Annotated in this window: 13 protein-coding genes; 6 read left to right on the forward strand and 7 right to left on the reverse strand. The window is 61.9% G+C overall.

Annotated features, from left to right (window positions below; all coding sequences use genetic code 11):
* Nucleotides 1–33 precede the first annotated feature (33 nt).
* Nucleotides 34–942, forward strand: a complete 909-nt coding sequence (locus AO065_RS04750; RefSeq protein ID WP_004884267.1) for a LysR family transcriptional regulator — start codon at nucleotides 34–36, stop codon at nucleotides 940–942.
* A 129-nt stretch (nucleotides 943–1,071) separates the two neighbouring features.
* Here AO065_RS04750 and AO065_RS04755 read toward each other — a convergent pair whose 3' ends face one another.
* The 4 genes from AO065_RS04755 to AO065_RS04770 form a co-directional block, all read right to left on the reverse strand.
* Nucleotides 1,072–2,247, reverse strand: a complete 1,176-nt coding sequence (locus AO065_RS04755; RefSeq protein WP_004884268.1) for an acyl-CoA dehydrogenase family protein — start codon at nucleotides 2,245–2,247, stop codon at nucleotides 1,072–1,074.
* 40 nt (nucleotides 2,248–2,287) lie between these two features.
* The gene (locus AO065_RS04760) at nucleotides 2,288–3,277 is read right to left on the reverse strand and encodes an ABC transporter substrate-binding protein (protein WP_004884269.1); all 990 of its coding nucleotides are present in this window, start codon (nucleotides 3,275–3,277) and stop codon (nucleotides 2,288–2,290) included.
* Nucleotides 3,278–3,459: 182 nt separating this feature from the next.
* Complete coding sequence (locus AO065_RS04765; protein WP_004884270.1) at nucleotides 3,460–5,043, reverse strand: rhodanese-related sulfurtransferase; 1,584 nt, start codon at nucleotides 5,041–5,043, stop codon at nucleotides 3,460–3,462.
* Nucleotides 5,043–5,648, reverse strand: a complete 606-nt coding sequence (locus AO065_RS04770; RefSeq protein WP_004884271.1) for a cysteine dioxygenase family protein — start codon at nucleotides 5,646–5,648, stop codon at nucleotides 5,043–5,045. The genes AO065_RS04765 and AO065_RS04770 overlap by 1 nt, the downstream gene beginning before the upstream one ends.
* 206 nt (nucleotides 5,649–5,854) lie before the next feature.
* On the opposite strand from AO065_RS04770, the gene AO065_RS04775 reads away from it, so the two are divergent.
* The gene (locus AO065_RS04775) at nucleotides 5,855–6,760 is read left to right on the forward strand and encodes a LysR family transcriptional regulator (protein ID WP_004884273.1); all 906 of its coding nucleotides are present in this window, start codon (nucleotides 5,855–5,857) and stop codon (nucleotides 6,758–6,760) included.
* Nucleotides 6,761–6,823: 63 nt separating this feature from the next.
* On the opposite strand, the gene AO065_RS04780 is transcribed toward AO065_RS04775, so the two are convergent.
* Complete coding sequence (locus AO065_RS04780; RefSeq protein WP_004884276.1) at nucleotides 6,824–7,912, reverse strand: LLM class flavin-dependent oxidoreductase; 1,089 nt, start codon at nucleotides 7,910–7,912, stop codon at nucleotides 6,824–6,826.
* Nucleotides 7,913–8,171: 259 nt separating this feature from the next.
* On the opposite strand from AO065_RS04780, the gene AO065_RS04785 reads away from it, so the two are divergent.
* From AO065_RS04785 to AO065_RS04795, 3 genes are read left to right on the forward strand one after another with little or no spacing between them, the layout of a single operon-like run.
* The gene (locus AO065_RS04785) at nucleotides 8,172–9,026 is read left to right on the forward strand and encodes an ABC transporter permease (protein ID WP_004884277.1); all 855 of its coding nucleotides are present in this window, start codon (nucleotides 8,172–8,174) and stop codon (nucleotides 9,024–9,026) included.
* Nucleotides 9,027–9,028: 2 nt separating this feature from the next.
* Nucleotides 9,029–9,862, forward strand: coding sequence for an ABC transporter ATP-binding protein (locus tag AO065_RS04790; protein WP_004884280.1), 834 nt, complete (start codon nucleotides 9,029–9,031; stop codon nucleotides 9,860–9,862).
* Between the two features lie 51 nt (nucleotides 9,863–9,913).
* On the forward strand, nucleotides 9,914–10,216 hold the full coding sequence (locus AO065_RS04795) for an Rdx family protein (RefSeq protein WP_004884283.1): 303 nt from the start codon (nucleotides 9,914–9,916) through the stop codon (nucleotides 10,214–10,216).
* On the opposite strand, the gene AO065_RS04800 is transcribed toward AO065_RS04795, so the two are convergent.
* Complete coding sequence (locus AO065_RS04800) at nucleotides 10,210–11,085, reverse strand: DMT family transporter (protein ID WP_004884284.1); 876 nt, start codon at nucleotides 11,083–11,085, stop codon at nucleotides 10,210–10,212. The two genes, AO065_RS04795 and AO065_RS04800, sit on opposite strands and share 7 nt — an antisense overlap.
* 133 nt (nucleotides 11,086–11,218) lie before the next feature.
* Between AO065_RS04800 and AO065_RS04805 the strand changes: the two genes are divergently transcribed.
* On the forward strand, nucleotides 11,219–12,046 hold the full coding sequence (locus AO065_RS04805; RefSeq protein WP_004884286.1) for a UDP-2,3-diacylglucosamine diphosphatase: 828 nt from the start codon (nucleotides 11,219–11,221) through the stop codon (nucleotides 12,044–12,046).
* Between the two features lie 6 nt (nucleotides 12,047–12,052).
* Here AO065_RS04805 and AO065_RS04810 read toward each other — a convergent pair whose 3' ends face one another.
* Complete coding sequence (locus tag AO065_RS04810) at nucleotides 12,053–12,364, reverse strand: Mpo1-like protein (protein ID WP_004884288.1); 312 nt, start codon at nucleotides 12,362–12,364, stop codon at nucleotides 12,053–12,055.
* Nucleotides 12,365–12,412 lie beyond the last annotated feature (48 nt).

Raw genomic sequence — 12,412 nt, forward strand, 5'->3', positions numbered from 1 at the left:
ATAAAGCGTTTAACTGTCAACCAGGTCGTGACAATGAACCCTTTTGAAGACATGCGTATCTTTTGCCAGGTGATGGAGTCGGGCAGCTTCACGGCGGCCTCCGACAAGCTGGGGTTGTCCAAGCAGTTCGTCAGCAGACGGCTGATGCAACTGGAAGAACGGCTGGGCGTGCGCCTGCTGAACCGCTCGACACGGCGGCTGGACGTCACCCCGCTGGGCCAGAGCTACTACGAATCGGCCTTGCGTCTGCTGGCCGAAGTCGAGCAGGTGGAGCAGGGCATCACGGGTCAGAACAGCGAGCCGCGCGGCACCTTGCGCCTGAGCGCGCCGCTGTCGTTTGCCGTGGCGCATCTGGGCTGCCTGTTACCGCTGTTCCTGCAGCGCTACCGCGACGTATCGGTGGAAGTGGACCTGAGCGACCGCCCGGTGGACCTGCTCAGCGAAGGCTACGATCTGGTGCTGCGCATCGGCGTGCTGGAAGACTCCAGCCTGATCGCCCGGCGAATCGCGACCATCGACCGGGTCTACTGCGCCAGTCCTGGTTATCTGGCCGAGCGCGGCACGCCGGAAAAACCCGAGGATCTGCACGCCCACGACTGCCTGCCGTACGGCCATGGTCGTCAGGTGCAATGGCGCTTTCAGGGTGCAGGCAAACCTTTTAGCCTGAGCGTCAGCGGGCGGATGCGCGTCAACAATGGCGAGTTGTTGCGCGATGCGGCGGTAGCGGGGTTGGGCGTTACCTACCTGCCGACCTTCATTGTCGGCGCGGCGCTGCGTGACGGCAGCCTGGTGCGTGTACTGGACGATCTGCGCCCCGAGCCGCTGACCCTGTCAGCGGTGTATCCACAGCATCGCCAGGCTTCCCGGCCGGTACAGGCCTTCATCGAGTTCCTGCGCGAGCGGCTGGACTCGGGCATCGATCTGGATGATCGTCAGGGGTAGTCAGCATACTGATCGTTCCGCACGCTCTGAAATGAGCGGTAGAGCTTGGGCATGCATTGCACGACACTCTGCGCCACGCTCGAGAGCGTCCCGGGCGGCATGCACACGCGGAGCGACGGGCACGTACGATCAGTGTGCGGCGTTGCGTGCTGCGAAAGCGGCCTTGCCGACGCCGATCAGCACGGCATCGTTCTGCGGCGTGTGAACCCGGCCGCACAGTACGTTGCGGTAGTGGCGCTGCAACGGGTTGCTGCGCGACAGGCCGGGATTGCCGGATGCTTCGATGGCCAGCTCCACGGCGCGTATCGCATTGCCGGTCACCAGGTATTTGAGCTGACCCGCGTGCTGAGTCGGCGTCAGGCCTTGGGCCGCTGCGTCCAGCAGGCTTCGGTTGGCGAACAGCAGGGTGTCGATGTGGCCAACGGTCTCCTGAAAGCGCGGCAGGGTCGAAAGCGCTGCGCCAAGGTTGGAGGGCTTGCGCTGCTCCAGCCAGTCCACCAGCCAGTCGCGTGCGGACTGCGCAATGCCGTCGTAGACGGAAGACAGCAGCACCGACATCCACAGCATGCCCGCAGGGTCCAGATCCGACTTCGGCGCGCTCCACGGACTGACACTCACTGCATGCTCCAGTGGCACCAGAACATTGTCGAAACGAATCTCGTGGCTGTTGGTGGCGCGCATGCCCAGATGGTCCCAGTCCTCGATGATCTGAATGCCGGGCGTGTCCTTGTGCACCAGCCAGGTGCCCACCAGCGGGTCGTCGTCATCGCTGCGTCCCCACACGGCAAACCAGGTCAGGCCATGGCTGCCGGTGGAATAGATCTTGGTGCCGCTGATGCGCCAGCCTTCGGCGGTACGACGGGCGATGGTGCCCGGCAAACCGCCACGTGCGGGCGTGCCCAGATCAGGCTCCACCCGCAGGGCATTGATCAGCGCACCTTCACGGACCGCTTCCTCGCCGACCCGCACGCGCAGGTCCCGGGGCCAATTGACGTTGTCCTGCAGGCGGGCGTGTTGCAGGTACTGCATCACCAGAATCAGCGCCGTGGAAGGCTCGCCTCTAGCGACCGCACTGATCACCTGCTGTGCCTTTACCAGATTCGCGCCGCCACCGCCCAGTTCGGTCGGTACGACGAGACCCAACAGGCCATGCTCGTGCAGCAGACTGAAATTGGCGTGCGGAAAGTGCGCAGTGGTGTCGTAGAGCTCAGCCGTTTCGGCGAGTATCGCAGTCAGGCTGTTCAGTCGAGCTTCAAACGTTGCGACCGATTCGGGCAGTGGCCGACGGAGGGGAGAAGGGCTCATGCGGGATCCTTTCGCGATGGGACGGGATTGAAGGTGCTGATCATTGGCTGGCCGCCTGTGCGACCTGGGGCCGCGCCGCGTTGAAACGCTTGTCGAAGCCTGTCGAAACGTCGATCGGCTTGCCGAGAATGCCTTCGGCCAGATACGTGTCAGCCGTGGCTTGCAGGCCTTGAATGATCCTGTCGTCAATCAGCGTGCGTTGCATTTGTGTCGCCTTGGCCACCGACAGGTGCACCTCAAGCGGCAGACCGGTGACCCTGGCCTGTGCGGCGGCATATTCCTCGGGGTGCGCATTGGTCCAGTTGAAGGCACGTTCGACCCGTGCGACAAAGTCTTCAAGCTGCGGACGCTTACCCTCGATGGCCTTGCTGGTCGCAGCCAGGTACAGGTGATTGCTCAGCAACTCGCTGCCGCTCACCAGCACCCGTGCATCGCTCTGGCTGATGGAAATAGTGGTGTAAGGATCCCAGGTCGCCCAGGCGTCGGCCTCGCCGCTGTCAAGCAGCAGCCGCGATTCGCTCGGCAACAGGTTGATGAAGGTGACGTCGCTGGTTTTCAGCCCGGCCTCATGCAAGGCGCGGATCGCCAGATAGTGGCCGATGGAACCGCGCCCGGTCACGATGCGCTTGCCCTTGAGGTCGGCGACGGTCTTGATCGGCGAATTCTTTGACACCAGCAGGGCGGTGGTGAAACGGCCCTGTGCGTGGGTGATGCTGACCACTTTCAGTGGCGCGCCCGCGCCCAGTGCAAACACGTAAGGCGCATCGCCCAAGGCGCCAATGTCCACCGCACCGGCATTCAGCGCCTCGCCCAGCGGCGCAGCGGACGGGAACTCGGAAAACTGGATGTCATAGGGCACGTCCTTGAGTTCGCCGGACACCTGCAGCAGGATTTTGAGCAATGACTTCTGGTTGGCGACCCGCAATGGCGCAAGGTCTGCCGCCAGTGCCTGCTGACTGGCGAGCAGGCTCAGCAATGTGACAAGCACCAGGCTTTTAAGGGAAGAGGCTGATTTGAAGAAAGGCAGCATGGAAGAAGGAACTCCGTCATCAGTAAGATGGATGCATCAATCAACTTCACACTGATCGTTCCCTACGCTCTGCGTGGGAATGCCTCTCGGGACGCACTGCGTCCAGGCGTACCCACGGGATATCTACGATCAGTGTCGAGGCAGGCTTGTATGAGCGCAGGCGCGATCAGGTGTTTAACGTCTCAGATCACGTGAAACCCATGCGTCCCATCGCGCCCCAGTTGTTCGACCAGACCGAACTCCCAGTCCAGATACGCCTGCATCGCGGCCTTGGGTGCGTCGGTGCCTTCATACGGGCGGCGGTAACGGTCGATGCGCGCTGAGGCCAGGCGGGTTTCGCCGTGTTCCAGCGCAAACCCGGCCTTGCCCCAACTGGCCGTGCCGCCTTCAAGCACGAACACTGGCCTGTTCGTCAGGGCCTCGACGTCGGCGGCCGCGAAGCGCGCCAGACGGCTGCTGCCACAGGTCAGCACATAGCGCTCGGCGGCGGGCACCTTTGCCAGTGCCTGTTCGAGATCAGCGCGCAGGCTCCACCAGGCGCCGGGGATGTGCTGCTTCACGTAGTTGGCGCTGGTGGTGAAGTCCAGCACCGCCACACCGCCGTGGGTCTGCCAGTCGGCGAGGGTTTCGGCACTGATGAACTCCACCTGTGCAGGCGCCGGGAAGGGCGCGTCCCAGTCGCCCTGCTCGGAAAAGTCCTGCGCCTGCAGGCCGTCGATCACCGACACCTCCCAGCCCAGTTGTGCCAGCCAGGAAGCCGACATGTTGGCGCGCACGCCGTCGTCGTCCACCAATACGATTCGTGCACCACGCACGCTGGCGTAATGATCGGTTTCCTGCACCAGTTGCCCGCCGGGTGTCGAGCGCGCGCCGGGCAGATGCCCCTTGGCAAATTCTTCGGGCGTACGCACATCGAACAGGTAGGTGGTGCGCGACGTCTCCTTCTGCCAGCCGTGCAGATCGGTCAGGCTGGCGCGCTTTACGCCTGCGCGGTCGGCCACGTTGCGGGCGTTGGCGCTGGCCGTGTTACGGGTCTTGTCGCTCACATCGGCAAAGCGCCGGTTCTGACCATGATCCAGCGTCTGATCGGCGAGCAGCCAGCCGATGGTGCCGTTGCGCAGCGCATGGACCTGATTGGGCAACCCTGCATTGATCAGCGATTGGGTGCCGATGATGCTGCGGGTACGGCCTGCGCAGTTGACGACGATCCGGGTGTTCGGGTCCGGCGCCAGTTCACGGGCGCGCAGCACCAGTTCCGCGCCCGGCACGCTGATGCCGCTCGGGATGCTCATGGTCTGGTATTCGTCATAGCGCCGCGCATCGAGCACCACCACATCGGCCTGGCTGTCGAGCAGCGCCTTGACCTCTTCAGCGGCCAGCGACGGCGTGGCACGCTGATGTTCCACCAGTTCGCCAAACGCCTTGCTCGGTACATTGACATCGATAAACAGCTCGCCACCGGCCTCGCGCCAGCCCTGCAAACCGCCTTCCAGCTGCTTCACGTCGCTGTAGCCCAGGGCCTGCAAGCGTTGCTGTGCAATGTCGGCCAGGCCTTCGCCATCGTCATACAGCGTCACGGCGGTGTCGCGACGCGGGATGCGTGAGAACACCTCCAGCTCCAGCTTCGACAATGGAATGTTGGCTGCGAACAACGGATGCGCCTGCGCGAAGGGCGCTTCTTCGCGCACATCCACCAGCGCCAGTTCACGACGGTCCAGCAAGGCCTGGCGAACCTCGGCAAAGGATCGGGTTGCGTGTGTGCTCATCAGGCGTGACTCCCTGTCGGTTGTGCTTGAGATGGGGGTGGGGCGGGATTGGAATAGCCGGAAATGAACAGTTTTTCGGTGCCGTCCAGCTCGTAGACTGCGCGCTTCACCTGACCGATGTCGGCGCCGTACACATGGATGCTGATCGAAACCTGATCGCTGAAGGCGTTGCTGACCTGATGGACATCGTTGCGCTGCGGCGACAACGCTTCAACCTGGCCCGGCACCAGACGCACGCTCGGACCCTGCCGCTCAAGACGCCCGTCATGGCCGCGCACGTAACCCTGAGCGTCTTCCGCGCCGCGCAGCATGCCGATCAGTCCCCAGACGCGATGGTCATGAATTGGCGTGCGCTGGCCCGGGCCCCAGACAAAACTCACTACCGAGAAGCGCTGCTGTGCATCGGCGTGCAGCAGAAATTGCTGGTAGCGAGTCGGGTCGGGAACAGCGAACTCGTCAGGCAGCCAGTCGTCATGGCTGACCAGTTGCGCAAGCAATCTGCTGCCACGGTTCAGGAGGTCGGTTTCGTGGGTGTCGCTGCCGATCAACTCGGTCAGCGCGTCGATGAAGGCCCCGAGTCGTTCGGGGCGGCGGTTCTGAGTCATGTCCATTCCAGATCAGCGTCAGGTATGGGTCGATATAAGCATAATGCGATTGTTTAATATGCTATTTTTTTATGATTAGGATATAACGAAAACGTCTTTCACTGGCCAGGGTTCGGGCTTATGTTGCAGGCGTGGACTATCCATGAACGCCCATTGGCACTATGCTTTTTGCCTATGTTCCTCTTATATTTTTATGTGCGGTCCGAATGAAAATTGATGATATCGATGCGTTCGTTGCAGTGATTCGCTGCCAGTCGATCAGCCATGCGGCTGAATCGCTGGACCTGACCCAGCCGGCCATCACGCGCCGCGTGCAGAATTTCGAGCAGGCACTGGGCGTTGAATTGTTCGATCGCAACACCAAACCGCTCAAGCCCACGGCCATGGGTATTCAGGTCTATCAGAAATGCCTGGCGATTCTGCGTGAAATGGATGCGCTGCGTGAGCTGGTGGCCAGCGATACGCCGCCCAGCGGTCTGCTGAGACTGGGTGTGCCGCAGACCATCGGTGACGTGGTGCTGCTGGATGCGCTGAAGCAACTGCGGGGCGAGTTTCCCGATTTGCGCGCACAGGTGAGCACCGGCTGGGGCAGCTATCTGATTGGCAAGATCGAGAACGGCGAGCTGGATGCGGCCGCCGCGCTGTTCCCGGCCGGCAAGATTTTCCCCGAGAACATCGTGGCGCAGTCCATTGGCCGAATGGAATTGGTTGTGGTTGCGGCCAAAGACACGGTGCCGAAAAAGCCCGGCAAGCTGGCTGACTGTTACCAGCAGGGCTGGGTGCTGAATCCCGACGGCTGCGGATTTAGGGCAGGCCTGCAACGCACGCTGTCCGATCAGGGCCTGAGCATGAAGGTCAATCTGGAAACCTTCGGCACCGAGCTGCAACTGGGCCTGGTCGCCGACGGCATGGGGCTGGGTCTGGTGCCGCGTCCTTTGCTTGCGCGCAGCATTCATCGCGATCAACTGGCCGTCGTGCCGTTGAAAGACTTCAAACCGGTGATGGACCTGTGGCTGTTCTACCCACGTTTCCTCGGTAACCTGCAAGGGCCGGTGGATGCGTTCGGCGCGCTGGTGGCGCAGTCGCTGGAACAGGTTTCGGCGGCTGCGTGACGGGCATCACCGGCAGGCATGACTGCCGGCCGGTGTTAGCTGCTCGTAGTGTCTACCCGCAGTTCAGGCAACCTGCTCACGGGCTTCGCGCTCGCGCCGGGCGACCAGTTCGCGGGTCAGTGGAATAAGCTTTTTGCCGTAGTCGATGGCGTCATCCAGCGGGTCGAACCCGCGAATCAGAAAGGTGGTAATCCCCAGGTCGTAGTAATCGAGCAGCGCTTCAGCGACCTGTTCGGGTGTGCCCACCAGCGAGGTCGAGTTGCCTTGCGCACCCAGCAGTTCAGCGATACCTGTCCACAGGCGCTTGTCCAGACGCGAACCTTGCGCGGCGGCGGCCAGCAGGCGACGTGAACCTTCGTTCGGCGGCTCTCGACGGATAAACCCGTTGCGTTCGGCCAGTGCCCTGGCTTTTTCCAGAATGCTGTCGGCACGTGCCCAGGCCTGTTCTTCGGTGTCGGCCAGAATCGGTCGCAGCGACAGGCTGAAACGAATGGTGCGGCCATGTTTGGCGGCCTCGGCGCGCACCTGTTTGACCACGTCGCGTACCTGCTCGTACGTCTCGCCCCACAACGCGTAAACGTCGGCGTGCTTGCCCGCGACCGCAATCGCAGCAGCTGACGAGCCGCCGAAATACAGGGGAATGTGCGGCTGTTGCGGGGATTTGACCAGAGAGTGCGCGCCCTCGAACTGGTAATACCTGCCCTGGTGATCGAAGGGTTTGTCGCTGGTCCATTCCTGGCGCACCACGCTCAGGTATTCGTCGCTGCGCGCGTAACGCTCGTCCTTGCCGATATGGCTGCCGTCGGCACGCAATTCCTTGTCATCGCCTCCGGTGATGATGTGCACCGCTGTCCGCCCGCCGTTGAACACGTCCAGCGTCGCGAACTGACGGGCCGCGACGGTCGGCGAGATGAAACCGGGACGATGGGCAATCAGGAATTTCAGGGTGTGGGTCACGCTGGCAGCGTGCGCAGCCACCAGTGTGCTGTCCGGACTGTTGGAGTGATAGGCGATGAGCGCACGGTCGAAACCCGAGTCTTCATGGGCCTTGGCGACTTTCTGCACATAGTCGGGCTGGATGGTCGCGCCACTGCGTGGATGGATTTCCGAACCGGGCTGCGTCGCGATGTAGCCAATGAATTCGATGCTCATGAATGACTCCTGCCAATGGTTGAGGTCCGTTCGACCTTGTCGACTGGCACCTTAATGGGCGAAGGCAGAGGCTGTGAAATTCGATTTTGGTCTAAGTTAATTATAAAAAATATGCATTATATCAATTCATGATAATCAAATGTTTTAACGATTAGCTTAGATCCAAATAGAATTTCACTCAGGGTTCTTATGCACCTAGCATGATGCCTATCCAGTGAGTCGGGTGCGTTTGCCCGATCCGTTCAGCAAGGATGCCTTCATGTCTGAAACAACCCTCAACTCCATCGATGCCGGATTTCTGGTCGTCAACAAGCCCGAGCGACAGACCGCTGCGCAGTCCGGCCGCCAGTGGCGCGTGCCGGGGTTCGTGCTGCGTCTGCTCAGCCCGCTCGCGTTGTTACTGCTCTGGGAACTGGCTTCACAGACCGGCCTGCTGCCGGTGCGGGTCATTGCTGCGCCGTCGCAGATTGGCGGCACGCTCTGGTCGATGATTCTGTCGGGCGAACTGGGCCGGCACCTGTGGGTGTCGCTGCAGCGTGCGCTGCTGGGCCTGAGTATCGGCGTCAGCATCGGTGTCGTGGCTGCGCTGATCACCGGCCTGTCCAAACGAGGTGAAATTGCCCTCGATTCTCCGATGCAAATGCTGCGCACCATTCCGTCGCTGGCGCTGGTGCCGCTGTTCATCCTCTGGTTCGGCATCGGTGAGTTCACCAAAGTGGCGTTGATCGTCATGGGCACCACCTTTCCGGTGTACCTGAACCTGTTTTCCGGGATCCGCAACATCGACCCCAAACTGATCGAGGCCGCCAACACGCTCGGTCTGAGCCGTCGCGAACTGATCTGGCACGTGATCCTGCCGGGCTCGCTGCCCTCGTTCTTCGTGGGCCTGCGCTATTCGCTGGGCATCTCCTGGCTGGCGCTGGTGTTCGTCGAGCAGATCAACACCACGGCAGGCATCGGCTATCTGGCCAGTGACGCCCGCGACTTCATGCGCACCGACGTGATTGTCATCTGCCTGCTGATCTACAGCGTTCTCGGCCTGGTGATCGACGGCATTATTCGCACGCTGGAACGCTACGCCCTGGCCTGGCGCCCGACTTTTGTGAGGAACTGAACATGACAGCTTTCGACACGCGTAACCCACAGACGACCCTGCATCGTGCACCGGAAAAAGCCGAGCAGGCCCCGGTTCAGCTGCGCAATGTAGTCCGGCAGTTCGGCCAGCAGCGGGTGATCGACGGGCTGGACCTGGACATCGCGCCGGGTGAATTCGTCGCGCTGCTCGGTGCCAGTGGTTCCGGCAAGACCACCTTGCTGCGTACCCTCGCCGGACTGGACAGCATCGACAGCGGCGAGCTGCGCGTGCCGGTGGCGCGGGCGGCGGTGTTTCAGGAACCCCGCCTGATGCCGTGGAAAAGCGCCTGGAAGAACGTGGTGCTCGGTCTGCACATCGACAACGCCAAGGCGCGAGCCGAAGCCGCGTTGGGCGAAGTCGGCCTGTCACATCGGGTCAATGCGTTTCCGGCCACCTTGTCGGGCGGTGAAGCGCAGCGCGTTGCCTTGGCCCGTGGTCTGGTGCGTGAACCGAAGCTGTTGCTGCTGGACGAACCCTTCGCCGCGCTCGACGCCCTGACGCGCATTCGCATGCATCAACTGATCATCGACCTGTGGCGCAAGCACACCCCCGCAGTGTTGCTGGTGACCCACGATGTGGATGAAGCGATTCTGCTCGCCGACCGGGTCATCGTGCTGGCCGATGGCAGGATTGCCGACCAGATCCGTATCGAACTGCCGCGCCAGCGCGACAGCGGACAGGCCGGGTTTCAGGCGATACGCGGTCGTCTGCTCGGGCTGCTGGGCGTCAAAGGGCATGAGCAGGACGCCGAACCGGACGATGTTGCGCACAACCCGACGCTCAGCGACCTTCGACGCGTCGCCAACGCTCGTTGAGCGGGCAAACGGTGCGTATCATGAGCGCTCTTTGATGCGGAGCACGCGTTCATGTCTGCCGGAAAACCCGAAGTCATCATCACCTACTGCACCCAGTGCCAATGGTTGCTGCGTGCCGCCTGGCTGGCGCAGGAACTGCTGAGTACGTTCTGCGACGATCTGGGCAAGGTCTCGCTCGAGCCGGCCACGGGTGGTACCTTTCGCATTACCTGTGACGGCGTGCAGATCTGGGAGCGCAAGGCCGACGGTGGATTCCCGGAGGCCAAGGTGCTCAAGCAGCGGGTGCGGGATCAGATCGACCCGGCTCGCGATCTGGGCCACAACGACCGGCATCGCGCAGCGGACCCTCAATGAGATCCGGTTTTTGCACCTCGGTTGCCCATCAGGCCTGAGATCAGAATGGCGACAATGATCAGCGCCCCGCCCAGCAGCATCCGCAGGGTGGGCGTTTCGGCGAAGATCAGCCAGGCGAAGGCGATGCCGTAAAGCGGCTCCATGGCAAACACCACAGCGGCTATCCGCGCCTTGATCACGGCCAGACTGGCGACGAACAGACTGTGCGCCAGTCCGGTACAGAGCACGCCGAGCAAGGCAATCCACAGCCAGTCACGGGTCGAAACGTCAGGCAATGAAGAGGCTGCCCACGGCAGCAGGCAGACGGCGACGATCAGGTTCTGACACAGGGCGGCCTGTACCGCAGGCACATGCAGCGCGCTGGCACGGTTGACCAGCGACAGCAGGGCGAAGGTGAAGCCCGAAACAATCGCCCACAACAGGCCGCCCGTCGCTTCGCTGCCCAGATCGAACCCTGGTGTCACCAGTATCAGCCCCACGGTAACCAGCACGACCAGCAGCATCTCGATGCGCCGGATCCGCTCGCGAAAGACCAGACCCTCAAGTATCACGGTGAACGCCGGAAAGCTCGCGAAGCCCAGCGTCGCCACAGCCACGCCTGCCACTTTTACCGCAATGAAAAACGACACCCAGTGCAGGCTAAGCAGCACGCCACTGAGGACCAAACGTGCACCGCTGGCTCGGCTCAATGGCTTCCAGCGCGTGCTGCCGACAAAACGCGCGAACACGGCGAGGGCTGCGGCAGCGAACGCAGCGCGGCCGAAAACGATCACGGAGGGCGAAGCATGTGCAAGTTTGCCCAGCACGCCGGACAGGCCGAACAGCAGGGCGCCGACGTGCAGAGCGAGCAGGGCGGAACGCGGAGTCATGACAATCCTTTGTGGGCGCGGCGACAGGCAAGTCTACCTTGAAGATGCCATTGTCATGACATCGCCATGTGCGTGTCACATTCAATTAACCGGCATGCCGCACTCTTTTGGAAAACCCGCCGGAGGTCGTCCCATGAGCAGTGCTCAGCTCGCCAAACCCAGCCGCAAGCAACGCGTGCGGACCTTGTGGATTTCCGATGTGCATCTGGGCACGCGCGATTGCCAGGCCGAACATCTGTCGGCGTTTCTCAAGCGCTATCAGGCTGACCGGATCTATCTGGTGGGCGATATCATCGACGGCTGGAAGCTGCGCGGCGGCATGTACTGGCCGCAAGCGCACACCAACGTGATCCGACGTCTGCTGACGATGAGCAAGCGCGGCACCGAAGTCATCTACGTCACGGGCAATCATGACGAGTTTCTGCGCCGTTACTCGAAGCTGATTCTGGGCAATATTCAGTTGGTAGACGAGGCCGAACACGTGACGGCTGATGGTCGCCGCCTGCTGGTAATTCATGGTGATCAATTCGATGTGATCACCCGATACCACCGCTGGCTGGCGTTTCTCGGCGACTCGGCCTACGAATTCACCCTGACCCTCAACCGCTGGCTGAACCACTGGCGGGCGAAATACGGCTATGGCTACTGGTCGCTGTCGGCGTACCTGAAGCACAAGGTCAAAAGTGCGGTGAATTTCATCAGTGATTTCGAAGAAGCCATCGCCCATGAATGCGTGAAGCGCGATCTGGACGGCGTGGTGTGCGGGCACATTCACCACGCGGAAATCCGTCAGGTAGGCGGGGTGGAATACATGAACTGTGGTGACTGGGTCGAGTCCTGTACGGCGCTGATCGAGCACCTGGATGGCCACATTGAACTGTTCCGGCTGGCCGATGCACATTTGAAAGCCAGCCCTGAGGTCGAGCAGCAGGAAGTGCCGGTCAGCGAGCCGGTTGCCTGATTTCCTCTAGAACGGCACCCGGCCCAACAGCATGTCGCGGTACATGACGAAATCCCCGAGCAGGCTATAGAAAGGGTGCTTGAAGGTGGCGGGGCGGTTCTTCTCGAAGAAGAAATGACCGGCCCAGGCAAAGCCATAACCGGCAACCGGTAACAGCGCCAACAGCCACCAGCGTCCACTGCCGATACCAAAAGCCAGCAGAAAGATCACCAGCGTGGTGCCAATGAAATGCAGGCGCCGGCTGGTGCTGCTGCGGTGTTCGTCGAGGTAGTAAGTGTAGAAGTCGGCAAAGCGGGTGAACGGCTTGGCGGTATCCATGTACAGACCCTCGGGTTGGCTTGGGGTGAGTCTAGCCTGACACGGTGC

The sequence above is a fragment of the Pseudomonas viridiflava genome (assembly GCF_001642795.1).
GTDB lineage: Bacteria > Pseudomonadota > Gammaproteobacteria > Pseudomonadales > Pseudomonadaceae > Aquipseudomonas > Aquipseudomonas viridiflava.